The organism is Thermococcus sp. CX2 (assembly GCF_012027555.1).
Classification (GTDB): domain Archaea; phylum Methanobacteriota_B; class Thermococci; order Thermococcales; family Thermococcaceae; genus Thermococcus.
In genome coordinates, this window is record NZ_SNUQ01000001.1 from 541,713 (window position 1) to 567,149 (window position 25,437).

The window sequence follows — 25,437 nt, forward strand, 5'->3', positions numbered from 1 at the left end:
AGGTGAGAGCATGAGAGGACCGACCGTTGTAGATGTTACTCCCGACGATCTTTGGCTCGTTATGGAGGCTTACTGGAAGGAGAAGGGGCTCGTCAGACAGCACCTTGACTCTTACAATGCATTTATTGACTACGGAATGCAGAAGGTCATCGACGAGTTCGGCGGCATAAAGCCCGACATACCAGATTTTGAGGTGAAGTTTGGGAAGGTTCGCCTTGGTGAGCCTGAGTTCCAAGAAGCCCAGGGACAGAGGAAGCCCCTCTACCCCATGGACGCAAGGATTAGAAACTTGACGTACTCCGCACCGCTCTACCTCGAGCTCATTCCGGTTATAAACGGCATCGAGCAGGAGCCAGTCGAGGTCAGAATTGGAGAGCTCCCAATAATGCTTAAATCGAAGGCCTGCAGGCTCTACGGCCTCAGTGACGAGGAGCTCATCAAGCTCGGCGAAGACCCGAAAGACCCTGGAGGATACTTCATCATCAATGGATCCGAGAGGGTTATCGTTTCTATCGAGGATCTGGCACCTAACAAGACACTCGTCGAGAAAGATGAGAGACAGAACAGGATTATTGCCAAGTGTTTCTCCTACAGGCACGGTTATAGAGCGCTCATTACCGTTGAGAGAAGAAAGGATGGTATTCTTTATGTAAACATCCCCAACGTTCCGAGGCCTGTCAAGTTCGTCTACGTCATGCGCGCCCTTGGTCTGGAGAGCGATAAGGAGATAGTTGAAGCAGTCAGCGACGACCCGAGGATACAGCAGGTTCTCTTCGACAACCTTGAGGATGCGAGCGACATCCAGAGAAGGGAGGAAGCGCTCGACTACATCGGTAAGCTCGCTCTGCCTGGCCAACCTAAGGAGTACAGGCTTCGCAGGGCCGAGCACATCATCGACAACAACCTCCTGCCGCACATGGGCGTCGAGGAGAAGGACAGGAAAGCAAAAGCATACTACCTCGGCATGATGGCCCTCAAGGTTCTCGAGCTTTCCCTCGGCCTCCGTGGCGAGGACGACAAGGACCACTACGCCAACAAGAGGCTCAAGCTTGCTGGAGACCTCCTTAAGGATCTGTTCCGCGTTGCCTTCGGCCAGCTCGTCAAGGACATGCAGTACCAGATGACCAAGACCTACCAGAGGAAGGGCGAGCGCTACACCTTCGAGAACATACAGAGGTTCGTGAGAAACTCGATAAGACCCGACGTCCTCAGCGAGAGAATTGAGCATGCCCTCGCGACCGGTGCATGGCCGGGAGGAAGAACCGGTGTGAGCCAGCTTCTCGACAGAACCAACTATATGTCCACCCTTTCTCACCTCAGACGTGTCACTTCTCCGCTCAGCAGGGATCAGCCACACTTCGAGGCCCGTGATCTGCATGGAACCCACTGGGGTAGGATCTGTCCAACGGAAACGCCAGAAGGTCCGAACTGTGGTCTCGTCAAGAACCTTGCCCTGATGGCCCAGATAACCACGGGCATTCCTGAAGAGGAAGTTAGGGAGTACCTGAGCAAACTCGGAGTTGTTCCGATAGAGGAGAGGAGGCCAAGTCCCGAGCTCTGGCGTGTATACCTCAATGGCGTTCTCATCGGAACTGCCGAGGATGGAGAGAGCCTTGTCAAGAGGATAAGGACCGACAGAAGGAGCGGAAGGATAAGCGACGTTATCAACGTGGCCATCTACCAGGACGAGGAGGTCAAGGAAATCTACGTCAACAGCGACGACGGTAGGGTTAGGAGGCCGCTCATCATAGTCGAGAACGGCCAGCCAAAGCTCACCCGCGAGCATGTGGAGGGCATAAAGAACGGAACGCTCACCTGGAGCGACCTCATCAAGATGGGCGTCATAGAGTACCTCGACGCCGAGGAAGAAGAGAACGCCTACGTCGCAACCTGGCCGTGGGAGGTTACCGAGGAGCACACCCACCTCGAGCTGATGCCGGCAGCGATACTCGGTATCCCAGCGTCGCTTGTTCCCTACCCTGAGCACAACGCCGCACCGCGTAACACTTACGGTGCCGGTATGGCCAAGCAGAGCCTCGGTCTTGGCTGGGCCAACTTCAGGATTCGTGTTGACACCCGCGGTCACCTCATGCACTACCCACAGGTCCCGCTCGTCAACTCAAGGATAATGAAGGCAGTCGGTTTCGAGGAGAGGCCAGCCGGTCAGAACTTCGTCGTTGCTGTGCTCAGCTACCAGGGATACAACATGGAGGATGCAGTCATAATGAACAAGGCCTCCATTGAGAGGGGACTCGCGAGGAGCACTTTCTTCAGAACCTACGAGGCAGAGGAGAAGCGTTACCTCGGTGGACAGACCGACCGCTTCGAGGTTCCGGACCCGACCATACAGGGCTATCTCGGCGAGAAGTACTACAGGCACCTCGATGAGGACGGTATAATCTTCCCAGAGTCAAAGGTCGAAGGTAAGGACGTTCTCGTTGGAAGGACTTCCCCGCCGAGGTTCCTTGAGGAGCAGAGCGGCCTTGGTGGCATAATCCTCCAGGAGAGGAGAGAAACCAGCGTTGCCGTGAGGCCGAGCGAGAAGGGTATCGTTGATAAAGTCATAATCACCGAGACCGGCGACGGAACCAAGCTCGTCAAGGTCACCGTCAGGGACCTTAGGATTCCGGAGTTCGGAGACAAGTTCGCCTCAAGGCACGGTCAGAAGGGTGTTATAGGCCTCATCGTCCCGCAGGAGGACATGCCCTGGACCGAGAGCGGAATAGTTCCCGACCTCATAGTCAACCCGCACGGTATCCCATCCCGTATGACCGTTGGACAGCTCATAGAGGCCATAGGCGGAAAGGTGGCTTCGCTCAAGGGCAGGCGCGTTGACGGTACCGCATTCATTGGAGAGCCCGAAGAGAGACTCAGGAAGGAGCTGGAGGAGCTCGGCTTCAAGCACAGCGGAAGAGAAGTCATGTACGACGGCATAACCGGAAGAAGATTAGAGGCTGACATATTCGTCGGTGTCATCTACTACCAGAGGCTCCACCACATGGTCGCCGACAAGATGCACGCGAGGAGCAGGGGTCCAGTGCAGGTTCTCACCAAGCAGCCGACCGAGGGTAGGGCCAGAGAAGGTGGTCTCAGGTTCGGTGAGATGGAGCGTGACGTCCTCATCGGTCACGGCGCTGCAATGCTGCTCATAGAGCGTCTCCTCGAGGAGAGCGACAAGACTGAGGTCTGGGTCTGTGAAAACTGTGGTCACTTAGCGCTGGAAGACAAGCGTCGCGGTAAGGTCTACTGCCCGGTCTGTGGAGAGGAGGAGAGAATAAGCAAGGTGGAGATGAGCTACGCCTTCAAGCTGCTGCTGGACGAGCTGAAGGCGATGGGAATAAGGCCATCTCTCAATATCGTTGACAGGGTGTGAGAACCATGCAGTCCATGAAGAAAGTTATCGGAAGTATCGAGTTCGGTATCCTCTCACCACAGGAAATCAGAAAGATGAGTGCGGCCGAGATCACCGTCCCAGATACCTACGACGATGACGGTTATCCGATCGAAGGAGGTCTAATGGACAAAAGACTTGGTGTCATTGACCCGGGACTGAGATGTGAGACCTGTGGAGCCAGGGCAGGAGACTGTCCGGGCCACTTTGGCCACGTTGAGCTCGCCAGGCCGATAATCCACGTCGGCTTTGCTAAGACTATCCACCGCGTGCTGGAAAGTACCTGCCGCGAGTGTGGTAGGATAAAGCTCACCGACGAAGAAATAGAGGAGTACTTGAGAAAGTTCGAGGTCATGAACGACAGGAAGAAGGCCAAGGACAGGCTCATCAAGGAGATACACAAGAAGGCCAAAGAAAGGATGGTCTGCCCGCACTGTGGTGCCCCGCAGTTCCCGATCAAGTTCGAGAGGCCAACCATTTACTGGGAGCTCAGGAAGGACGAGGAGGGCAACGAGTATAAGCACAGAATGATGCCGAGCGAAGTCAGGGACAGGCTTGAAAAGATACCCGACAAAGACCTCCCGCTCCTTGGACTCCACCCCGAGAAGGCTAGACCAGAGTGGATGGTCCTCACAGTCCTTCCGGTTCCGCCGGTTACCATGAGACCGTCCATCACCCTCGAGAGCGGCATAAGGGCAGAGGACGACCTCACCCACAAGCTCGTTGACATCATCAGGATCAACAACAGGCTCAAGAGCAACATCGAGGCCGGTGCACCGCAGCTCATCATCGAAGACCTCTGGGATCTCCTCCAGTACCACGTAACGACCTACATCAACAACGAGACCTCCGGAATTCCGCCGGCCAAGCACAAGAGCGGAAGGCCCCTCAAGACCCTCGCCCAGCGTTTGAAGGGTAAGGAAGGAAGATTCAGGGGCAACCTCAGCGGTAAGCGTGTCAACTTCTCAGCCCGTACGGTCATCAGTCCCGACCCAATGATAAGCATCAACGAGGTCGGCGTTCCAATAGCCATAGCTATGGAGCTCACCGTTCCTGAGAAGGTTACGGAGTTCAACTACGAGAAGCTCAAGAAGATGGTCCTCAACGGGCCCGAGAAGTATCCGGGAGCTAACTACGTCATAGACCCCGAAGGAAGAAGAATCAGGCTCATGGAGAACAACCTCGAGCTCATCGCTGAGAAACTCGATATAGGCTGGACGGTTGAGAGGCACCTCCTCGATGGAGATATAGTTCTCTTCAACAGGCAGCCGTCCCTTCACAGGATGTCCATTATGGCCCACCGCGTTAGGGTGATGCCCTACAGAACCTTCAGGCTCAACCTGGCCGTCTGTCCGCCCTACAACGCTGACTTCGACGGTGACGAGATGAACCTCCACGTGCCGCAGACCGAGGAGGCCCAGGCAGAAGCTAAGATACTCATGGAGGTCCAGAACCACATCATCTCGCCGAGGTACGGTGGGCCGCTCATCGCTGGAATACAGGACCACATCTCCGGCGGCTACCTCCTGACGCGCGAGGGGGCATACTTCACCCGCTCAGAGGTTGAGCAGATGCTCATGTTCGCAGGGGTGGACATAGACAAGCTCCCAGAACCAGACAAGATTGAGAACGGCGTTGAGCTCTGGAGTGGGAAGACCATATTCTCGCTTATACTGCCTGAAGACTTGACCATCTGGTACAGGAACAAGCTCTGCGACGACCCCGAGCGCTGTGAGGCTCTTGAAAAGCTCATCGAGGAGAAGCTCATCCCAGATGAGGAAGAAGTCAGAAAGCTCGCCTACGACGGCTTCACCTACATCCTCAATGGGAAGCTCCTAAGCGGTGCAATAGACAAGAAGGCCTACGGTAGAGAAGATGGAAGGATACTTGACATCATCGTGAGGGAGTACGGCGTTGATAGGGCAAGGCAGTTCCTCGACCAGGTTACCAAGCTCGCCATATGGGTCATCACCCACAAGGGCTTCACTACCGCCATAGACGACGAAGACCTCCCGAGCGAGGCCCTCGACAGAATCAAGGAGATAATCCGCGAGGCTGAGGAGAGGGTTAACAGGCTCATCGAGGCATACAAGAACGGCGAGCTCGAACCTCTCCCAGGTAAGACCCTTGAGGAGACCCTTGAGAGCAACATCATGGCGGTTTTGGCTGAAGCGCGTGACAACGCAGGTAAAGTCGCTGAGAAGTACCTCGGTATGACCAACCACGCGGTCATCATGGCCAAGACCGGTGCGAGGGGTAAGATGCTCAACATCACCCAGATGGCGGCAATGCTTGGTCAGCAGTCCATCCGTGGTAAGCGTCTCTACCGCGGCTACCGCGGAAGGGTTCTGACCCACTTCAGGCAGGGTGACCTGGGAGCCAGGGCAAGGGGATTCGTCGTCAACTCCTACAAGAGCGGACTAACGCCGCAGGAGTACTTCTTCCACGCAATGGGTGGTAGGGAAGGTCTCGTCGATACTGCAGTCAGGACTGCCCAGAGCGGTTACATGCAGCGCCGTTTGATCAACGCTCTTCAGGACCTCAAGGTTGACTACGACGGAACGGTCAGAGACCCAACGGGAATCATCGTCCAGTTCAAGTACGGCGAGGACGGCGTTGACCCGATGAGGAGCTGGCAGGGCAAGACCGTGGATGTAGATAGGGTTATAATGAGAACCCTGCTCAAGGTCAGGGGTAAGGGGTGAGAGAGATGGTGACTCCAAAGACCATTAAGAGCCTCGTCGATAAGGCAGAGCTTCCGGATAACATTAAGGAAGAGCTCTACAACAAGCTCATCGAGTACAACAAGAAGTACAAGCTCAAGAAGGCGGAGATCGAAGCCATAATCGAGGAGACCGTGAAGGAGTATCAGAACGCGCTCATCGAGCCTGGCGAGGCCATAGGAACAGTTGCAGCCCAGTCGATAGGTGAGCCCTCCACGCAGATGACCCTCAACACCTTCCACTACGCGGGTGTCGCTGAGATTAACGTCACCCTCGGTCTGCCGAGAATCATAGAAATAGTCGATGCAAGAAAGAATCCGTCAACACCGATCATGACCGTCTACCTTGACGAAAAGCACCGCTACGACAGGGAGAAGGCCCTGGAAGTTGCGAGGCGCATTGAGGGAACCACCATAGAAAACCTCGCGAGGGAGATGAGCATAGATATCCTTAACTTCGAGTTCATCATCGAGATTGACCCCGAGAGGCTTGAGAAGAGCGGCCTCGACATGGAGAAGATTCAGAGGAAGCTGGAGAGCTCCTTCAAGAGCGCGGAATTCGAAGTGGACGGCTACACGCTCATAATGAGGCCCAAGAAGGTCACCAAGCTTTCAGACCTGAGGAGGCTCTCCGAAAAGGTTAAAAAGCATCGCTTGAAGGGTCTCTCAGGCGTCGGAAAGACGATTATCAGGAAGGAAGGCAACGAATACGTCATCTACACCGAGGGCTCCAACTTCAAGCAGATACTCAAAGTCCCGGGCGTTGACCCGACGAGGACGAGGACGAACAACATCCACGAGATTGCAGAGGTGCTCGGAATCGAGGCTGCGAGGAACGCCATCATTGAGGAAATAGTTAACACGATGCGTGATCAGGGTCTTGAGGTTGACGTCAGACACATCATGCTCGTCGCCGACATGATGACGCTCGACGGCGTCATACTGCCCATAGGCAGGCACGGTATAGTTGGGGAGAAGGCCAGCGTGCTGGCCAGGGCCGCCTTCGAGATAACCACTCAGCACCTCTTCGAGGCGGCCGAGAGGGGCGAGGTTGATCCGCTCAACGGTGTCGTCGAGAACGTGCTCATCGGACAGCCCGTTCCAGTCGGAACGGGAATAGTCAGGCTGGCAATGAATCTCCCCCTGAGACCGAAAAGGGAGTAGGGAGGTGTGATTGATGGACTTAGCTTTCGAACTTAGGAAGGCTGATGAAACTGGAAAGGTTATCAAGGGCGCCAAAAAGGCAATCCAGCTCGCCAAGATGGGTGGAGCTAAGCTTATTATAGTTGCGAAGAACGCCAGGCCAGACATCAAGGAGGACATCTACTACTACGCCAAGCTCAGCGGCATACCGGTCTACGAGTTCGATGGAACCAGCGTCGAGCTCGGAACGATCCTCGGAAGGCCGCACACTGTTTCGGCTTTGGCCGTAGTTGACCCTGGAGAGAGCAAAATCCTGGCCCTTGGGGGTAAGGAGTAATGCCGCTCAAGCTCAACACTGACCAGATCAAGTACATAGCCCTCTTCGAGAGCATGACGGGAGCGACTGTCATGGACTGCCTCATAGACAGCAACAGGAACAGGCTCATCTACGTCATCAAGAAGGGCGAGATGGGACTGGCACTCGGAAAGAAGGGTGCCAACGTCAAACGCGTCCAGAACATGCTCGGTAAGGAGATAGAGCTCATCGAGCACTCCGACAATCCGGAGGAGTTCCTGAGGAACATTTATAAGAGCCTCGGGGTAAAGGTTAAAAAAGTCCACATTACTGAAAAGAGGGATGGTAAGAAGGTCGCCCTCCTCGACATAGGCCCGCGCGAGAAGCCGCGCGCCATCGGAAGGGGCGGCCAGAACATCAACCTCGTGAAAGAGTTGATGGAGAGACACCACGGTATTCACGACGTGGTCATAATTTGAGGTGATGCTCATGCCAGGAAAGAAGGCTCCGTATGGAGAGTTTGCCGGTAGGAAGCTCAAGCTCAAGAGGAAGAAGTTCCGCTGGAGCGACATTAGGTACAAGAGAAGGGTACTCAGGCTCAAGGAGAAGAGCGACCCGCTTGAGGGAGCCCCGCAGGCCAAGGGTATAGTCCTCGAGAAGATAGCCGTCGAGGCAAAGCAGCCCAACTCTGGAATGCGTAAGGCCGTTAGGGTTCAGCTCATCAAGAACGGTAAGGTCGTTACCGCTTTCACCCCTGGTGACGGCGCTATAAACCACATCGACGAGCACGACGAGGTCATCATCGAGGGAATCGGCGGTCCAAAGGGTGGTTCGATGGGTGACATCCCAGGAATCAGGTACAAGGTCGTCAAGGTGAACAGGGTCTCCCTCAAGGAGCTCGTCAAGGGCAGGAAGGAGAAGCCAAGGAGGTGAAGGACATGGCCAAGCCGCTTACCGAGAGGTTCTATCAGCCTAAGGAGCTCAAGGTCATGGGCAGGTGGAGCGTTGAGGACGTCGTCGTCAACGACCCATCGCTCAGGCCCTACATAAACCTCGACGCAAGAATCCTCCCGCACAGCCACGGAAGGCACGCCAAGAAGCCCTTCGGCAAGGCCCAGGTTCACATCGTCGAGAGGCTCATCAACAAGGTCATGCGCAGCGGTGCCAGCAGCCACAAGGTCGGCGGCCACTTCATGAGGAGAGAGCACCGCTCCCTCATGAGCAAGAAGATGAAGGCCTACGAGGTCGTCAAGGAGGCCTTCATGATAATCGAGCGCAGGACCAAGCAGAACCCGATTCAGGTTCTCATCAGGGCCATAGAGAACTCCGCTCCGAGAGAGGACACCACCACCATAGCCTTCGGTGGAATCAGGTACCACATGGCCGTTGACGTTTCACCGCTCAGGAGGCTCGACATAGCCCTCAAGAACATCGCCCTCGGTGCGAGCGCTAAGTGCTACCGCAACAAGACCAGCTACGCCCAGGCCCTTGCCGAGGAGATAATCGCTGCGGCCAACAAGGACCCGAAGAGCTTCGCCTACAGCAAGAAGGAAGAGATCGAGAGGATTGCCCAGTCCTCAAGGTGAGGGCTGGCGGGTTTCTTCTTCCCTTCTTATTGTTGGCTAAAAATTATCAAGCCAGTTTTTCATAGCCGTCTGGCCATATTCTGGCAGGCATCAAGTTTCTAAATTTCCCCATCGCCCGCTGTCCATGTGGCAAGGTTTATTTAGCTCGGAGTGTATCCCTTTCGGTGATATCATGAGGACAGCATCTCTGCTGATCCTGGCAATTCTATTCCTAAGTCTTATCCCATCCGCGGCTTCAACTGTAGCGACATCCGGGCGTGATGGCGTTGGCATAAACCCAGCAGGATTTCGCTTAGACTCCTGGGAGCTCGAGGGAGTGAACGTTATCGGTGCCGGCGAGAGAGGTGCACTCGGGCAGAGCTATCCCCTCTGGGACTGGCTGCTGAGCGAGCCATGGCCAGGAAACCTCGCAACTGGGGAGTATGAGATTTCTGAGAATGAAGGTATCATTAAAGGCACCTTACAGGACGGTTCTTTGCTCGTGGAGAAGAGGTTTCAAGTTCTCGACTCCAACAGGGCTCTCTTAGACGTGACGTTCACCAACACTGGAAATTCCACATTCAAAAGTCTCGTGAGCTGGGACTCCTTTGACCTCGGCTATGCCATGGCCTGGGCAGGTTACCTTGGAAAGCCCGGCGGTGAGCAGGAGATATGGATGGAAAACGGGCAACTTCACATCGAGGAGAAGAACTGGGTGAGACTCGGAGCAAAGGTGGAGGCCTTTGGCCTGGTGGACTTTGACGAGGACCTGATAGCGCTTGTTTTTCCCAGTGAGGAGAGTGTAGCTCTCTGGCTTGAAACCGGAAGCTGGGGGGTTGAAACGAGGGCAGAGTTAGCTCCCCTAATTCTCAAACCCGGAGAGAGCAAGACTTACGTATTCGGGGTGTTCGTGGGGCACATCGGGGATCTTAAGGAAGCCTACCCAGAAGTTTACGAGAAGCTAACTCCATTCATCGAGAAGGAACGCTTTGAGATAACCTTCGAACTCCCCACTTTCCCCATAGTCGGCGAGACTACCAACATCACGGTGGCCATCACGCCAAGGGAGCCCCTCAACAAGACCGGCAACCTGCTGATCTCCATTGCATGCGGTGAAAACTCATTCGAGGAGGCCTACCCCGTTGACTTGAGAGGTGAAAGCGGGGTAAGCATCCAGGTGAAGGCCGAGAAGAGCTGCAGGATAAAGGCCGAACTTGAACTAGAGGGAGAAATCATCGCAAGCGCAAGCACAACTATGAGGGCCTTCGAGAAGGGAAAGCCCCTCAAGGTAGTCTTCGTCTGGCACCATCATCAGAGCCCCGGGGTCTGGCCCAACGGGACGCTGCACGGTCCCTGGACTCTCGTGCACACCTACGAGGACGAACTCGAACCCTACTATGACGGTGGCGCCTACTACTTCCACGCATGGATTCTCCAGAAGTACCCGGAGATTAAGATGACCTACCACCTTTCCCCCTCCCTCCTCTGGCAGTGGAATCTCACCAACACCGGCTGGTGCCAGAGCTATCCTTCCTATCAGTGCTTCACGCCAGAGAGTCCCGAGGCCGAAAAAGTCAGGGAAGCGATGAGATTGTACAGAGACTTATACGAGAGGGGCCAAATAGAGATACTCTCCAGCTACTTTGCCCATCCGATAAGCGGCTACATCGCGGAACGCTACGGCTGGTTCGATATACTGGATTATGAGCTTTCTCTGGGAAAGAGGACGACGGAGGAAATTATGGGCGTAAACGCGAGCGGTATGTGGCTCCCGGAGATGGCCTTCAGCCCGAAGCTCGTTCCCCTTCTCGAGAGGCACGGGGTCAGGTACACCGTCCTCGACGACCGCTGCCACCTGAATGTCCTCTACCCGTACTCGCCCTACCACGTCTACGGAATTGAAAACTCCTCGATCAGGGTTCTGTTCAGGGATCATACCATAAGCGACGACTTCGCTTTCAACAACAACTTCAGGAGCGAAGACGATGCGAGAGAAAAGGCGAGGAAGATCGTGGAGGAGATCCTGAACGTTAGAAACGTCAACCCCAGCGCCGAAGTGGTAACGATAGCGGCAGACGGCGAGAACTGGATAATATTCTCCCCCAATCCCGGCTTAACTGCAAAGTACTTCGAGTACCTCCTTCAGTACCTCCAGGAGGCTCAGGAGAAGGGACTGATCAAGACTGTGACCTTCGGGGAAGCGGTTAACGAGCTCCAGCCCTACAGGAATATCACGCCTCTAACCACTTCCTGGCTCTGTTCGTGGGACAAATGGACGAAGGAGAAGGCCTCGGTGCAGAGTCCGATGTGGGAGCGCGACGAAGAGGTGTACAACCTCACGCGCGAGTACCTTGAGAATTGTGGGAGGGATGAGATCTATAAAAAGGCCCTCTACGGGCTCGCCCAAGCCCTAGACAGCGACTTCTACTGGGCGGAGTTCTCGTATCCACCCCACGTCTATGCGTGGCTCAACTGGACGGAAAACCTGGTGAAGGACGGCTTGAAAGGGTGCGGCTCCACGAACGTCACTCCAACGACAATGACCACAACAACGTCTGCAGCCACCCTTCACGACGCCACCTCGGCCACCGAAACCCACTCGACATCCGAAACGGGAGAGAGCAACGGGTTCTCGATATGTGGTGTTGGGGCATTATCTGTCCTTTCCCTGCTCATCCTCCTTCTGAGAAAGAAGGAGTGAACCCCAACTTTTCATTTTATCAAACTCTTCCCCACCATGTTTCCGGGCTTTTCTAAGCCAAAGAAGTCCAGAACCGTCGGCGCTATGTCCATGAGGCTCGCGTTTTCAAGCTCAACGTTCTCAAATCCCCACAGTATGAGTGGGACTTTAACAACCGGCTCGTTCATCGAGCCGTGCATGCCCCTTACCCAGTGGCTTGCACCCTTAATCCCCCTGCACATTCTGTGGGAGCAGAACCAGTAGCCGGGCTTGGCCGAGACTATCAGCTCGCCGCTCAGGGGCGTGTCGAGGTGAGGAAGCTCATCGCGGAAAAAGACTTCTTTAACCCCCGGCGCTCTCCGGAGAACCTCAAAGGCATCCTCGGTCTGGTTCGGGTCTCTAAGATAAACGTGAACCCCACCGCCAGAGGAGACGCGGAGCGTCTCGATGCCGTGCTTCCTGAGGTAGGTTTTCAGGTTCACCCAGGTGTGAACCTCCTCCTGTCCGTGGTCGGCGAAGATTATGAAGGCGTACTCGTCTTTCATGCGCTCCCAGAGGGTTCCAACGGCAGTATCGACGATCTCGACAGCTCTCAAAGCCCCCTCGCTCAGCGGCCCGAAATCGTGGCCCATGCCGTCTATCGAGGCGAAGTGGACGAGGAGCAGATCAGGTTTGCATTCCTCGTATAGGTAGATGGCCGAGTTCATGACCCAGACGTCCTTCCTCCAGTCGCGACCGTGCTGCCTATACATCTTGTCGCTTGCAAAGAAGGGGGGAAAGATCCTAACGTCTGTCCCGCTGAATGGCGGCATGGTGTAGCCGCTCACCGCGGCCGTTCTGACACCCCTCGGACGGAGCAGATCAACGATGGTCGGGGCCTTTATGACCCGGTGGGGGTTGAAGGCCACCTCATAGTCGTAGAAGTTCACCTTCCTATCAGCCAGCCTATCGTAGTAGCCGTTTTCGACGACGCCGTGATCCTTGGGCCATACCCCCGTCATCACGCTGGTGTGGACTAAGTCCGTTAACGTTGGAAAGATTGAATCGACAACGGCAAGCTCCCCCGATTCAGCCAGCTCGCCCAGGAAGGGCATGTGCTTGAGGTTGTAGACCCCGTTGCCATCAATGCTTACGAGAGCGAGCTTTTTTCTCATTTCACTACCTCCAAGTGTCAGCCTGACGTGCACTCATCACCTCTCAGTGGGATGGAGTGGTCATCATCCACCCGCTATTCGGTGAGGCGGTATAAATTCTTTCCGAGCCATTCGTCAAGGGTTTTCTGCTTCGCGAGGTTCCCGAGGACGTAACTTCTGGCCACGTAGCGGTCGAAGGGATGCTCGAGGCGACGCTTTATTGCCTCCAGGGCTTCATTGAGCGTCGAGAAGCGCCCAACCGGGTTCTCCATAGCCTTCTTAACGCCCAGCCTTATCTGCCACACTCCCACGGGGGCATAGTACTTGGGAGTGACTTCGCGGAAAACAACAATCCTTGCCTGCCTCCTCCTCGCTCTCAGAGCTTCAAGAACGCTCAGACGGGCTGCGTGGTAGGCTCCGGCCGTTTCCTTGACGTACCCTTTTCTTCCGCGGAAGTCCTCGTAGTCATGGATAACACTCGGCTCCTCACTTCCGAAGAGCGAGCCCTTGAGCCAGACCTCAAGCAGCTCGAAGGCGTAGCTCTCTGGCATAAGGAGAACCGCATAGCGGTTGCCGAGGAATTCGTAGAAGTAAACCTCGTAATCGTTTATCTCTGGATAACTGAGGATTTCTCTCCGGAGGTTGTTCCCTATGGTGTCCTGGACAGCCGTTATGCTCCACCTCGTTGGCACGAGCTTCTTATCAAGCCCGAGCAATCCAGCAGAGAGGAGCCTTATAATATAGTACTCGTCGAAGCCCCAGTTGTAGAGGCGCATTATTGCCTGCTCGGCCTTGAGCTCGTCGCTCACCACGTAGTCTGTTCTTCGCGGTATTTTAGGATTCTCCGTGAGCTCGAAGTCGAGAAGCTCGGCCTTTGGACCTATCGGTGGGGCGAACTCGCTTGGAAGGACTTTGAGAACGGGCTTTCTCTTCAGGAGTATCTCGCTGTCAACTGGCTTTATCGACATGGCCAGCTCCTGAACCTCGCCGAGTATTCTTCCGCTCCTCCTTACGTGGACGTCTGCCTTTGTCTCGCCCATAACCAATAGCGAGCGGTAGTAGAGGATGTCCTTTATCGTCTTGTTCTCCCACTTGAGGGGGTTATCTAGATGGCTCGTGTTTCCCTCAATCGGCGGCACGAGGGGACCGATTCTAACCTTGGGATAGCCGTACTCACCGACGAAGATGCTTGGCGGGGAGGAGCCGAAGAGGTGGCGCTTGTTGAGCCTTTCCTCGACTCTCTTAGCTACCCTGAACCTTTCAAGAATCGGGCAGGTTGGCCTGCCGCAGAGGAGCTTTCTGCCCTTGCAGACGGCACAGAGCCTGGAGTTGAAGAGCTGGGTCATCGGGGATACTTACTCCAGAAGGTATTTATGGTTTGCCAATGCTGGCATCTCGAGTATCTTCCAAAAAACTTAAAAACCCTCTCCAGCTCATATAACTCGGGCATTGGAGTGCCGCGGTAGCCTAGCCTGGTAGGGCGCCGGCCTGCTAAGCCGGTGGGCGTGGCCCACAGGGGTTCAAATCCCCTCCGCGGCGCCAAATCTTTCTCTGGGTCGAATGCCGGGATAGCCTAGAGGTGAGGCGGTGGACTGCAGATCCACTTTACGGGGGTTCGAATCCCCCTCCCGGCTCCACATTTTAACAAACTTCGCCTTCGCGAAGTTTGATCAAGGTTTGCATGTCATCTCTAAAACTGGCTGGTTTCTGGGTAGATTTACTCCCTAATGGCAGTTTTACAGTGTTTCACTGTGAATTTAATGCCCTTTGGGCATTAAAGGGTGAATGAAACCCGTTTCATAGACTTGCTTTTGAGTTAAATCTTCCTTTGATTTGGATTCTTGAGAGGACATGCAAACTCATTCAGCCAGATGAGATTTACTCTTTGATCAACCTTTGCTTGCGCAAAGGTTGATGGCCTCGGAAGTGGTGGCCCTCCTCACCCCTCGGTGCCGGGCCAAACGTTCCTCATCGGCCGGGAGGTTTTATAAACGCTTGAAAGATATGCCTTTCGGTGGTGACGATGATCAAGGTCAAGGTCATTGGAAGAGGAATAGAGAAGGAAATTGAGTGGAGGAAGGGAATGAAGATTGCAGATGTTCTCCGCGAGATGGGCTTCAACACAGAGAGCGCGATAGCAAAGCTCAACGGCCGCGTTGCTCTGGAGGACGAGAACGTGAAAGATGGTGACTACGTGGAGGTTATCCCTGTGGTTTCGGGTGGATGAAGCAGAGTTACAGAGATTTATCCAATATTTTATGTTAAAACTAAATTTTTAATTCCTCGGACAACAATTTAGTAATGTAAGTTTTTAATTGCTATATTTAAACTACGAAAGTGTTATATACCACTTACGGGAATTATAATTGATAATTCTCTTGGGGGAGGGGTGAATGCGGAAATGGGTAGTAATGTTCGTTATTGGACTGTTCGTTTTGAGTGGTCTCGAGTACGTGCAGAAAGGAACAACCCGGAATTCTACACCAACTCAAAGACCTGCCAGAACACAAGTATGGAGATGTCGGAAGTTCCTGCAAGTGGGCAAATACGCACTGTGGTGGATGTTTTGCGCCAGATCAAGCAAGATCTCAAAACTTCGTTGTGTGCACCAAAGAAGAATATGGAGACCAATGTGGAAGAGCAACGGTGGTGCTGTTTGATAATGGGTAGCCTTGGAGGGTAGTGAATGAAAGCCAGAAAGGTATTTTTCATATTATCGATTGTTGCCATTTTATTTATTTTCTTCTTACCCAAAGGACTACTTATCCCAACAAACGCAGAAGGAGTATCTTTTGAGGATAGTACCATATCAACAAGTTGCCCATTCAGGATTCATGCAACTTACATACCCTCTAATTTTTCCCATGTTTTCAGGATTTTTGTGAACGACACGCTTGTTGCCAATTACACGCTACCTGGGATGAACAAGGGGTATATCTGCACCCCAGAGGGAGTTCTCCTATATGCGTATTTCCTTGAGGGAGGAAGGGGGAAAACGTCTATGATTTTTCTCGACCACAATCTGAGCATAAAATGGTGGCGTCCATTTAGTGCTTATCCACTCAGGTACACCCGAGACGGCCTTATTCTCGTTAGTTCTGCCCCATTTGGCTCTGGAGGTGAGTCCTGTACATATCTCATGAATATCTCCACGGGAGAAACAACATTCAGATTTTGCCCCGATGTTTTGGGAGCCCATATCTCTGATGTCAGAATTATTGGTGACAAAGCTTACGTGACAGTTGGGTGGCCAGACAGAGGGTGGTCTTCCCTTAAGACTAAAGTAATCCTTTACATCGTGGAAGGGAAGAAAGTTAAGAGGAAAACAATTACAAGCATCAACGGCGAGGGCCTTGGGATTAGAGTGCGTGTAGACGCTGATGACAGCCATGTTGCGGTGGCATATTATCTTAAAAATGAGAAAGGCGAAGAAAAGAACGGAGTTTGCATTTACACGGCAGGCCATTTAATCAAAATTGCCTGCAAGAGCTTTAATGAGCGGCCATATGACGTGAAACTTGATGGAAACATAGTTTACATCAAAACATGGAACAGCGTAAAAGCCTACAAAATAATCGGTCCATGAGAACTCCCATTATTTTTCTTTCTCTAACAGAGAAAATGGAGAGGGAATCAGGAACTCAGCCTCTTCCTCATGAAGGCCTCAAGGCTGTCCATGGCCTGCTCCAGTATCTCAACCGGCGGCAGGAAGACCGCCCTGAAGTGCCCGGTACCGTTCCTTCCGAAGCCGGAGCCGTGGACGAAGAGTACGTGAGCCTCGTGCAGGACGTCGAGGACGAACTCCTTGTCGCTCTTCCACGGGCCCTCTTCAATTTTCGGGAAGATGTAGAAGGCTCCCTGCGGCTTCTGGGTGCTTATTCCCGGCATCTCGTTGAGGCGCTTGTAGATGTAGTCCCTCCTCTCCCTGAGCTTCGCCATGTATTCCCTGAGGTAGTCCATCGGACCCGTGAGGCCGGCTATGGCTGCCCTCTGAGCAGGGGTGTTTGGACATAGTCTTATCCTTGCCATCTTGTCTATCGCTTCCCTCAGCTCGTCGAGCTTGCCCTCGGGATCGACGTAGTACATGTAGCCCAGCCGCCAGCCGGTGGCGAAGTAGACCTTCGAGAGGCCGTTCATAACTATAACGGGCACGTCCTTAGTGATGGAAGCCGGAGAAACGTGCTCTCCATCGTAGGTCATGAGGTCGTATATCTCGTCGCTTATGACGAAAAGGCCGTGTTCGCCGGCTATATCGAGTATCTCCTTCAGAACCTTCCTATCGTAGAGGGCACCAGTCGGGTTGTTGGGGTTGATGACGGCTATTGCCTTCGTTCTCTCGGTTATCTTCTTCCTTATGTCATCGACGTCGGGCTGCCAGCCTTCTTCTTCGATGGTTCTGTACTCGACGGGGATGCCATCGTAGAACTTTACAAGGCCAACGTAGGGCGGATAGCTCGGACCAGGTATGAGAATCTCATCCCCCGGGTCGAGGGCGGCACCGAATATGAACTGCAGGGCTTCCGTAACCGCCGCCGTAACGCGCACATCGTCGGGCGTTATATCAACACCGTTCTTTTTCTTCTCGCGTTCAACGATGGCCTTTCTAAGCTCAAAGTCTCCCTCACTCTCTCCGTAGTAGTTGTGGCCTTCCATGATGGCCTCGCAGTAGGCCTTTCTCATGTGCTCGGGCGGCTGGAAGTCGTATTTGACGGGATCGCCGATGTTGAGTCGTATTACCTTTATTCCCTTCTTTTCGAGCTCTCTGGCAGGAAGGACAACATCCCTTATGGCGTATTCAATGCCCATGGCCCTCTTAGATGCGCGAATCATAACCATCACCGGAGACGGTTGAATGCTTCCTCATAAAAACCTTAGCATAGCTTTAAAAGCGGGGGTGGATAACTAAAACGGGCGATGACGATTAGCAAGCATGCTGAGACGATGCGGAATGATGACGTGAACACCCACCGAGCCCCTCGATACGTTTATTAACCTTCAGAGGAACTTCGCTGCATGAACATATTCATTCCCCTGCTTTTGGGAGTCCTCATAGGGTACCTTCTAAGGCGGAAGAACAAAAAAGTCAACGTGGACCTCCCAATGAGCGCTGCACTCTTGTTGCTGATATTCTTCATGGGGGTTGAAGCTGGAAAGGTCAAAATCAACGCCCTATGGCTCTTGACTTCTTCGATAATCTTCGCGGCCTTAACAATAGTCGGTAGCGTCGGCGTGGCACTGCTTCTGGGGGGAAGAAGATGAGGTTCTTGGCTTACGTTTTGACTTCCCTCTTTGTGGGAATCCTGGTCGGTCACTTCTACGCCCCGGACTTCGGTAACCTGTACGAGATAATGCTCTACATCCTGATATTCCTGATTGGCATAGACCTCGCCCAGAGCTTCAGGCTCAAAGAGATAAGAAAGCTCGGAAAGCTCGCCCTCAAGCTGCCCCTTGGAACCCTCGCAGGTTCTCTCCTTGGAGGACTGGCAGCTTCGCTGATCCTCGGGATAGACCTGAAGTGGGGGCTTGCCGTTTCAGCTGGCTGCGGTTGGTACAGCCTAACCGGACCGCTGATAGCCCAATACTCGGCAGTCTACGGAACCCTGGGCTTCCTCGTCAACCTGACGAGGGAGATATTCACGGTTCTCCTCTATCCCGTTGCAATCAAAAGAATTCCCAAGGAGTTAGCGGTCTCAATGGGCGGGGCAACGACCATGGACACAACCCTGCCAATAATGACCAAGTTCGGCGGGAGTGAAGTCGCTCTAATAGCCTTTGTCCACGGGTTCATCCTCACTGCTCTCGTTCCATTTGTGGTTCCGTTCATCCTTCAGCTTTAACCAATAAGCTTTTAAGTTCAAACGTCTTAGGTTCTTTTGACAAACCCCAAAGGTGATGAGAATGAGCGAGGTTGAGCTCGTGTTCAAGGTTTTAAAAGAGGCTGGAAAGCCACTTAAGAGCAAGGAGATAGCCGAGCTTGCCGGCATCGACAAGAAAGAAGTCGATAAGGCGATAAAGATTCTGAAAAAAGAGGGCAAGATAATCTCGCCGAAGCGCTGCTACTACGCGCCGGCCGAGTGAGTCAGCCAGGTATTTTTCTTCCAATTTCTCCAGCGGGGTCTTTCTTTCGATTTCCTTCACTCCGCTCTGAGAGCCCACCGGAATTCGCCCCAGTCGATAGCAAAAACATTTTTAAAGCCTCACGATTAGCGAGGGTTGCAGGATAATCCCTCACGGCTCGGGGGTGTCCGAGGAGAAGGAACCCACCGGGCCCTCTGTGGAGGTGAGAGAATGAAGTATCCAAAGCAGATAAGGACTTACTGTCCGTTTTGTAAGAAGCACACCATCCACAAAGTCGAGAAGGTCAAGAAGAGGCCAAGGAGCGAGCTCAGCCAGGGTCAGAGGCGTTTCAGGAGAATCATGAAGGGTTACCGCGGTTTCCCGAGGCCGAACCCAGCTGGAAGGGAAAAGCCAGTCAAGAAGCTCGACCTCAGGTTCAGGTGCACCGTCTGCGGTAAGGCCCACACGAGGGGACAGGGCTTCCGCGTTAAGAAGTTCGAGCTCGTGGAGGTGTGATGCATGGCGCTCCCGAAGAACCTCATCCCGATGCCGAGGAGCAGGTTCCTCCGCGTCAAGTGCATCGACTGCGGCAACGAGCAGATAGTCTTCAGCAACCCGGCTACCACCGTTAGGTGCCTCGTCTGCGGTGCCACTCTCGTCGAGCCCACTGGCGGTAAGGGCGTTATCAAGGCCAAGATACTCGAGGTTCTCGAGTGAACGCCTTTCCTTCTCTTCCCTTTCGGCCTTCTGCTAAACTTTAAAAACCTCTTTCCGTAAATTACTCAGGTAGAGAAAATTTTGAGGTGGTTAAAATGCCGAGGAAAGCCAAGGAGTATCCCGAGGAGGGAGAGTTTGTCATCGCGACCGTCAAGAGCATCCATCCTTACGGTGCGTTTCTCAAGCTCGACGAGTACCCCGGTAAGGAGGGATTCATGCACATAAGCGAGGTCGCCTCCACATGGGTTAAGAACATCAGGGACTTCGTCAAGGAGGGCCAGAAGATAGTGGCCAAGGTTATCAGGGTAGACCCGAGCAAGGGACACATAGATTTGAGCCTCAAAAGGGTGAACCAGCAGCAGAGAAAGGCCAAGCTCCAGGAGTACAAGCGCGCCCAGAAGGCAGAGAACCTTCTCAAGATGGCGGCAGAAAAGCTCGGAAAGGACTTCGATACGGCCTGGCGCGAGGTCTGGGTTCCGCTCGAGGAGGAGTATGGGGAAGTTTACGCCGCCTTTGAGGACGCGGCCCAGAATGGCATAGAGGTTCTGAAGGGCATAATCCCAGACGAGTGGCTCGAGCCCCTCAACGAGGTAGTTACCAACTACGTCGAGGTTCCAACCGTTACCATCGATGCGGAGTTCGAGATAACCGTGCCAAAGCCAAACGGCATTGAGATCATCAAGGAGGCCCTCATAAGGGCCAGGGACAGGGTGAACGAGGAGAAGGACATCGAGGTCAAGTTCACCTACCAGGGAGCGCCGAGATACAGGATAGACATAACTGCACCCGACTACTACAAGGCCGAAGAGGTTCTTGAGGACATCGCCGAGGAGATTCTCAGGGTCATAAAGCAGGCGGGCGGAGAGGCAACTCTCCTGAGGAAGGAGAAGAGAATCAAGAAGATAAAGAGGAGAGGCGCCTGAAGGGGATTTGCATGAGGTTCCGCATAAGGAAGTGCCCCGAGTGCGGGCGCTATACTTTAAAGGAGACCTGCCCCGTCTGCGGGGCCAAGACAAGAGTGGCCCATCCGCCGAGGTTCTCGCCAGAAGACCCCTACGGCGAGTACAGGCGGAGGCTTAAGCGCGAGCAGTTGGGGCTAACCAAGGGGTGAGAGCATGAAGGAAACCATGATTTACGTCTACGAGAGGCCTCAGCTGAGAGACCCCGTGTTCATCGAGGGGCTCCCAGGTATAGGCCTCGTTGGAAAGCTTGCCGCAGAACACCTGATTCAGGAGCTTGAGGCAGTCAAGTTCGCCGAACTTTACTCACCGCACTTCATGCACCAGGTGCTCATCAAGAAGAACTCCGTCGTTGAGCTGATGAAGAACGAGTTCTACTACTGGAAGAATCCCGACGAGAACGGGAGAGACCTCATAATTATCACAGGTGACCAGCAGGTTCCTCCAACAGACAGTCCCGGCCACTTCGAGGTCGTTGGCAAAATGCTTGACTTCGTGAGCGAGTTCGGGGTAAGGGAAATCATCACGATGGGCGGCTACCAGGTGCCAGAGCTTCAAGGCGAGCCGAGGGTTTTAGCGGCGGTAACCCACGAGGAGCTGGTTGAATACTACAAAGCCAAGCTGGAAGGCTGCCAGGTAGAGGTCGTATGGAGGGAAGACGAGGGAGGCGCTATAGTTGGTGCCGCCGGACTGCTCCTCGGCATGGGCAAGCTCAGGAGCATGTTTGGGATATCGCTCCTCGGGGAGAGCCTCGGCTACATCGTCGATGCCAAAGCGGCTAAATCCGTCCTCAGTGCCGCAACCAAGATACTCGGCATTGAACTGGACATGAGCGCCCTCGATGAGCGTGCAAAAGAAACCGAGGAGATACTCAAGAAGGTTCAGGAAATGCAGAGAGCCATGCTTGAGCAGGCGATGCCCCCCACACCAGAGGAAGAGGACAGGGGCTACCTCTGATTTTCTTCCCTTTTTCAGGTCTCTTACTGGCTTCTGGCACATCCAACCTATGGTTAATAATACCGGGTTGGAGAAACACTTTTATATAGTGCTATCTTTTTTGACTTTGATAACACCCTCGGGTTAAGGAGGGAGATAAATTGCACATACCAGACGGGCTGTTGAGCACGCCGGTTATAATAGTGACTTACGCAATAACCATAGCGGGCGTTCTGTACTCAATTAAAAAGCTCAGGGACTTCCCGGAAGAGAAGATACCTCTCCTCGGCCTCTTTGCGGCTGGGATCTTCGCGGCCCAGATGGTCAACTTCCCGATAATCGGGGGAGTCAGTGGGCATCTGCTCGGAGCGACGCTCGTGGCCATACTGCTCGGCCCGTACGCGGCGGTAGTAGTCATGACTGCGGTGCTGCTCATCCAGACATTGCTCTTCGGCGACGGTGGAATAACGGCCATCGGGGCCAACATCCTCAACATGGGGCTTATCGGGGCGTTCGTTGGCTACGCCATCTACACCAGGCTGAAGAACATCAATGAGGCTTTCGCCATGGGCTTTGCCGCGTGGCTTTCGGTTGTCCTGGGGGCAACGATGACTGCTATCGAGATAGGCCTCAGCCAGAGCCTGCCCTTCGCCAAGGTTCTCACCCTGATGATAAGCTATCATGCTATAATCGGCATCGGTGAGGCCATACTCACTATACTCATTGTCCAGGCCGTTAGGATGAAGCTTCCCGAGATAGAGGGGGTGACCGCATGAGGGCGATAGTGAAGGGACTCATCGTCATAGCCGTTATATTGGCCATAGTCCTTCCGCTGGCCTCGAGCAATCCCGATGGTTTAGAGGCCACCATGGAAAAGGTCGGCCTCGAAGAGAATCCCATCTACCACGCCCCCCTCGATTATGGCGAAAGCTGGGCCCAGAGCTTCGCCATGGGGCTCCTCGGAATAACCTTGACCTTCGTGGTTGGCTACGGCTTAGCAAAGCTCGCCAAGGGTGCCTGAAGTGTACCTGCCGTTCATTTTTATTTACGCGATTGGCGTCGTTACCCGAAAAAGCCTGAGTGAGTTAGCTTATTTTGCCCTCCTGTTCCTTGCGGTAGCCATTATGATGAGGCCTAAGAAGAGAGTTCTCCTCAACCTCGGATTCCTCCTCGGGTTCGAGGGGCTGCTCTTCATCCTTGCCCTCTTCAATCCTGGAAGACCAATTCTCGATACCCCCCTAGGGTCGATAACCCACGAAGGACTTTATTCCTTCTTCCTGCTCCTCGGGAAGGCCTTTCTATCCGCGGGAACCGCCGTAGTGATAACCAGCTCGGTCGGCTTTTCAAGGATACTCGCAGAGATGGAGGTTCTGAAGTTTCCGAGGATACTCATCCTGACGCTCGCGTTCACGTACCGCTACCTCGACCTCTTTGCAGAGGAGGCCGAGAGGATGAAGCGGGCCCTCGATTCCAGGGCTTTTGGAATCGGGAGAAAGGAATACTACCGGAAACTTGGAGCACTCATAGGCGAGATTTTTGTGAGGGCATACCTTAGAAACGGGAGAATTTATAAGGCAATGCTCTCAAGGGGCTTTGGCGAGTTCCCAAGGCTTGAAGAACCACGTCCAAACCCCTCAATCGGACTGCTGATGCTCCTCGCCATCGGGGGTCTGCTGATATGATAGGGCTGAGGGATGTTCACTTCTCGTACGCAGGAAGAGAGGTCCTGAGGGATGTGAACCTCACTATCGAAGGGGGAGAAATTTTCGGAATTCTCGGACCCAATGGGGCTGGAAAGAGCACGCTTGTTCTTCATCTCAACGGCATACTGAAGCCGAAGAAGGGAAAGGTGATTATAGACGGCCTCGATCCCGCTAAGAACCCCAAGGAGGTTCGAAGGAAGGTTGGCATCGTCTTTCAGGACCCAAACGACCAGCTGTTCTCGCCGACTGTCTTCGAGGACGTTGCCTTCGGCCCCTACAACCTCGGTCTCCGTGGGGAGAAGCTGAGGGAGAGAGTCCTGTGGGCACTGAGACAGGTGGGTATGGAGGGCTACGCAGAGAGGGAAACAAAGGAGCTCAGCTTCGGCGAAAAGAAGAGGATAGCAATAGCCACGATCCTTGCGATGGAACCCGAAATCATCGTCTTTGACGAGCCCTTCGCCAACCTTGATTTCAAGGGAAAACGGCTCCTCGGGGAGCTGATAAGAGGGATGAAGGAGGAAGGGAAGACGGTAATCCTGGCCTCCCACGAGGCAGAATATCTGACCCTCTGCGACAGGATAGCCCTAATGGACAGTGGGAAGATAATAACCGTTGGAACGCCTGAGGAGATACTCGGTAATCCCAGGCTCCTTAGAGAGCACAACCTTGAGGTCCCATCCATCGTGGAGCTGTTCCTAAGCTTAGGGCTGAAGGTTCCAAGGAACGTTGAAGAGGCAAGAAAAATACTCGAAGAATGGAGAAGGGCTAAGCTATAGCCTTCTCCAAAAGCTCCAGGCCAAGGTCGAGGTATTCCCTTGCCTTTTCTTCGCTCTTCGCCTCGCTGAAAACCCTTATTATCGGCTCCGTTCCGCTGGCCCTGACCAATACCCAGCCGTCGTCGAAGAGTATCTTGGTTCCGTCAGTTGTATCGATGGTGTAACCTCCCTCCCTGGCCAACTCAGCTACTTTAGCGACTATCGCCTTCCTGTCGCCTTCGATGTGCCTTTTCGTCTTGAACTGGTAGTACCTGGGGAGTTCATCTATAAGCTCGCTGAACTTCTTACCGCTTTTCGCGAATATCTCCACGATTTTTGCCGCTGTCATGGCCCCGTCCCTGCCGAGGACAAAGTCTGGAAAGATTACGCCGCCGTTCTCCTCGCCACCTATGGTTCCGTCGTGCTCCAACAAAGCCCTCGCCACTATAAGGTCACCAACCTTCGTGCGCATTACCTTGGCATTGTTCCTCTTGGCTATGTCATCAAGCAGGTAGGAGGTGGCGACGGTTGTGACAAGCAGCCCGCCGCCGTTTTCTCTGAGAACAGCGTCGGCAACCAGCGCAAAGGTCTTATCACCCTGAACAAAGTTGCCGTTCTCGTCGATGAAAACGGCTCTGTCGGCATCCCCGTCCTGAGCCACTCCAAAGTCCGCCCCGAGAGCCTTGACAACCTTCATGAAGTCCTTAAGATTTTCCTCGTTGGGCTCAGGATTTCTCGCCGGGAAGTGGCCGTCTGGATGGGCGTTTACACTGACAACCTTACAGCCCAGCTCCCTGAGCAGGTAGGGTAAGGTGAGCGAGCCGGCACCGTTGGACGTATCGACGACTACGAATGGCCTCCTCTTCCTTATTGCCTCAACGTCCACCCTCGATTTTATGGCGTCGAGATATGGCCTTATTATGTCCTCCTTCCTGACCTCTCCGATTTCGTCCCACTTAGCCCTGTCGAAGTCCTCGTTGAAGAACAGCTCCTCAACTACCACCTCTCTCTCCTTCTTCAAGCCCATGCCGTTGGGCTCGAGGAGCTTTATGCCGTTGTATTCAGGCGGGTTGTGGCTTGCAGTTATTGCCGCTCCGCCGTCGGCCTTGAAGTACCTGCAGGCAAACTGTATGGCTGGAGTTGGAGCGACTCCGACATCGATAACGTCACATCCAACGCTGAGGAGACCGCTTATTAAAGCCTCCTTGAGCATCTCACCGCTAACGCGGGTGTCTCTGCCAACAACTACCAGCGGCTTCTCCCTTCCTTCCCTCTTCAGCATCGTTCCGAAGGCCATACCCATCCTAAGCGCGAACTCGGGGGTTATCTTCTCGTTGGCTATCCCCCTGACGCCGAAGGTTCCAAACAGCTTTCCCATGTC

The 25,437-nt window shown here is 53.9% G+C and carries 26 protein-coding genes and 2 tRNA genes; 24 read left to right on the top strand and 4 right to left on the bottom strand.

Going from position 1 to position 25,437, the window contains the following annotated elements:
• The first annotated feature begins 10 nt into the window (after positions 1-10).
• The 8 genes from E3E23_RS03030 (at position 11) to E3E23_RS03065 (ending at position 11,817) form a co-directional block, all read left to right on the top strand.
• Positions 11-3,373 carry a DNA-directed RNA polymerase subunit B gene (locus tag E3E23_RS03030; RefSeq protein WP_167906210.1) on the top strand — a complete coding sequence of 1,121 codons (3,363 nt, stop codon included), beginning with the start codon at positions 11-13 and terminating at the stop codon, positions 3,371-3,373.
• Between the two features lie 5 nt (positions 3,374-3,378).
• A complete protein-coding gene (locus E3E23_RS03035; protein ID WP_167906212.1) occupies positions 3,379-6,096 on the top strand; it encodes a DNA-directed RNA polymerase subunit A' in 2,718 nt (905 codons plus the stop codon).
• Between the two features lie 5 nt (positions 6,097-6,101).
• Positions 6,102-7,277 (top strand): DNA-directed RNA polymerase subunit A'', encoded by a 1,176-nt coding sequence (gene rpoA2 / locus E3E23_RS03040; protein WP_167906214.1) that lies wholly within the window; start codon positions 6,102-6,104, stop codon positions 7,275-7,277.
• Between the two features lie 13 nt (positions 7,278-7,290).
• Positions 7,291-7,593 (top strand): 50S ribosomal protein L30e, encoded by a 303-nt coding sequence (locus E3E23_RS03045; protein ID WP_167906216.1) that lies wholly within the window; start codon positions 7,291-7,293, stop codon positions 7,591-7,593.
• A complete protein-coding gene (locus E3E23_RS03050; RefSeq protein ID WP_068666213.1) occupies positions 7,593-8,030 on the top strand; it encodes a NusA-like transcription termination signal-binding factor in 438 nt (145 codons plus the stop codon). The genes E3E23_RS03045 and E3E23_RS03050 overlap by 1 nt, the downstream gene beginning before the upstream one ends.
• Positions 8,031-8,040: 10 nt before the next feature.
• Positions 8,041-8,484 (top strand): 30S ribosomal protein S12, encoded by a 444-nt coding sequence (locus E3E23_RS03055; RefSeq protein WP_012571180.1) that lies wholly within the window; start codon positions 8,041-8,043, stop codon positions 8,482-8,484.
• 5 nt (positions 8,485-8,489) lie between these two features.
• Positions 8,490-9,137 carry a 30S ribosomal protein S7 gene (locus tag E3E23_RS03060; RefSeq protein WP_167906218.1) on the top strand — a complete coding sequence of 216 codons (648 nt, stop codon included), beginning with the start codon at positions 8,490-8,492 and terminating at the stop codon, positions 9,135-9,137.
• A 172-nt stretch (positions 9,138-9,309) separates the two neighbouring features.
• Positions 9,310-11,817, top strand: coding sequence for a glycoside hydrolase family 57 protein (locus tag E3E23_RS03065; RefSeq protein ID WP_167906220.1), 2,508 nt, complete (start codon positions 9,310-9,312; stop codon positions 11,815-11,817).
• Between the two features lie 11 nt (positions 11,818-11,828).
• On the opposite strand, the gene E3E23_RS03070 is transcribed toward E3E23_RS03065, so the two are convergent.
• Positions 11,829-12,950 carry an alkaline phosphatase family protein gene (locus tag E3E23_RS03070; RefSeq protein ID WP_167906222.1) on the bottom strand — a complete coding sequence of 374 codons (1,122 nt, stop codon included), beginning with the start codon at positions 12,948-12,950 and terminating at the stop codon, positions 11,829-11,831.
• Positions 12,951-13,024: 74 nt separating this feature from the next.
• Positions 13,025-14,275, bottom strand: a complete 1,251-nt coding sequence (locus E3E23_RS03075) for an Nre family DNA repair protein (protein WP_167906224.1) — start codon at positions 14,273-14,275, stop codon at positions 13,025-13,027.
• A gap of 110 nt (positions 14,276-14,385) precedes the next feature.
• Here E3E23_RS03075 and E3E23_RS03080 point away from each other — a divergent pair.
• The 4 genes from E3E23_RS03080 (at position 14,386) to E3E23_RS03095 (ending at position 16,515) form a co-directional block, all read left to right on the top strand.
• A tRNA-Ser gene (locus E3E23_RS03080) sits at positions 14,386-14,471 on the top strand.
• A 20-nt stretch (positions 14,472-14,491) separates the two neighbouring features.
• Positions 14,492-14,566 (top strand) — tRNA-Cys (locus tag E3E23_RS03085).
• Positions 14,567-14,952: 386 nt separating this feature from the next.
• Positions 14,953-15,156, top strand: a complete 204-nt coding sequence (locus E3E23_RS03090) for a MoaD/ThiS family protein (protein WP_167906658.1) — start codon at positions 14,953-14,955, stop codon at positions 15,154-15,156.
• Between the two features lie 459 nt (positions 15,157-15,615).
• On the top strand, positions 15,616-16,515 hold the full coding sequence (locus E3E23_RS03095; protein WP_167906226.1) for a hypothetical protein: 900 nt from the start codon (positions 15,616-15,618) through the stop codon (positions 16,513-16,515).
• A gap of 47 nt (positions 16,516-16,562) precedes the next feature.
• On the opposite strand, the gene E3E23_RS03100 is transcribed toward E3E23_RS03095, so the two are convergent.
• Positions 16,563-17,759: a pyridoxal phosphate-dependent aminotransferase gene (locus tag E3E23_RS03100; protein WP_167906659.1), complete on the bottom strand. Its 1,197-nt coding sequence runs from the start codon at positions 17,757-17,759 to the stop codon at positions 16,563-16,565.
• Positions 17,760-17,942: 183 nt separating this feature from the next.
• Here E3E23_RS03100 and E3E23_RS03105 point away from each other — a divergent pair, with 183 nt between their 5' ends.
• From E3E23_RS03105 to E3E23_RS03160, 12 genes are all read left to right on the top strand, one after another.
• Positions 17,943-18,188, top strand: coding sequence for a hypothetical protein (locus tag E3E23_RS03105; protein WP_167906228.1), 246 nt, complete (start codon positions 17,943-17,945; stop codon positions 18,186-18,188).
• Positions 18,185-18,766 (top strand): lysine exporter LysO family protein, encoded by a 582-nt coding sequence (locus E3E23_RS03110; protein ID WP_167906230.1) that lies wholly within the window; start codon positions 18,185-18,187, stop codon positions 18,764-18,766. The genes E3E23_RS03105 and E3E23_RS03110 overlap by 4 nt, the downstream gene beginning before the upstream one ends.
• A gap of 55 nt (positions 18,767-18,821) precedes the next feature.
• Positions 18,822-19,007: an HTH domain-containing protein gene (locus tag E3E23_RS03115; protein WP_234394333.1), complete on the top strand. Its 186-nt coding sequence runs from the start codon at positions 18,822-18,824 to the stop codon at positions 19,005-19,007.
• Between the two features lie 210 nt (positions 19,008-19,217).
• Complete coding sequence (locus E3E23_RS03120; RefSeq protein WP_012571193.1) at positions 19,218-19,502, top strand: 50S ribosomal protein L44e; 285 nt, start codon at positions 19,218-19,220, stop codon at positions 19,500-19,502.
• Positions 19,503-19,505: 3 nt separating this feature from the next.
• Positions 19,506-19,703: a 30S ribosomal protein S27e gene (locus E3E23_RS03125; RefSeq protein ID WP_012571194.1), complete on the top strand. Its 198-nt coding sequence runs from the start codon at positions 19,506-19,508 to the stop codon at positions 19,701-19,703.
• 95 nt (positions 19,704-19,798) lie between these two features.
• Positions 19,799-20,626: a translation initiation factor IF-2 subunit alpha gene (locus E3E23_RS03130; RefSeq protein WP_167906231.1), complete on the top strand. Its 828-nt coding sequence runs from the start codon at positions 19,799-19,801 to the stop codon at positions 20,624-20,626.
• Between the two features lie 11 nt (positions 20,627-20,637).
• On the top strand, positions 20,638-20,814 hold the full coding sequence (locus E3E23_RS03135; RefSeq protein ID WP_068666187.1) for an RNA-protein complex protein Nop10: 177 nt from the start codon (positions 20,638-20,640) through the stop codon (positions 20,812-20,814).
• Between the two features lie 4 nt (positions 20,815-20,818).
• The gene (locus E3E23_RS03140; protein ID WP_167906233.1) at positions 20,819-21,619 is read left to right on the top strand and encodes a proteasome assembly chaperone family protein; all 801 of its coding nucleotides are present in this window, start codon (positions 20,819-20,821) and stop codon (positions 21,617-21,619) included.
• Between the two features lie 140 nt (positions 21,620-21,759).
• Complete coding sequence (locus E3E23_RS03145; protein ID WP_167906235.1) at positions 21,760-22,374, top strand: energy-coupling factor ABC transporter permease; 615 nt, start codon at positions 21,760-21,762, stop codon at positions 22,372-22,374.
• Positions 22,371-22,619: a PDGLE domain-containing protein gene (locus E3E23_RS03150; RefSeq protein ID WP_167900207.1), complete on the top strand. Its 249-nt coding sequence runs from the start codon at positions 22,371-22,373 to the stop codon at positions 22,617-22,619. The genes E3E23_RS03145 and E3E23_RS03150 overlap by 4 nt, the downstream gene beginning before the upstream one ends.
• 1 nt (position 22,620) lies before the next feature.
• On the top strand, positions 22,621-23,280 hold the full coding sequence (locus E3E23_RS03155; RefSeq protein WP_167906237.1) for a CbiQ family ECF transporter T component: 660 nt from the start codon (positions 22,621-22,623) through the stop codon (positions 23,278-23,280).
• Positions 23,277-24,077 carry an energy-coupling factor ABC transporter ATP-binding protein gene (locus tag E3E23_RS03160; RefSeq protein WP_167906238.1) on the top strand — a complete coding sequence of 267 codons (801 nt, stop codon included), beginning with the start codon at positions 23,277-23,279 and terminating at the stop codon, positions 24,075-24,077. The genes E3E23_RS03155 and E3E23_RS03160 overlap by 4 nt, the downstream gene beginning before the upstream one ends.
• Here E3E23_RS03160 and glmM read toward each other — a convergent pair.
• On the bottom strand, positions 24,067-25,434 hold the full coding sequence (gene glmM, locus E3E23_RS03165) for a phosphoglucosamine mutase (RefSeq protein ID WP_167906240.1): 1,368 nt from the start codon (positions 25,432-25,434) through the stop codon (positions 24,067-24,069). The two genes, E3E23_RS03160 and glmM, sit on opposite strands and share 11 nt — an antisense overlap.
• Between the last annotated feature and the right edge of the window lie 3 nt (positions 25,435-25,437).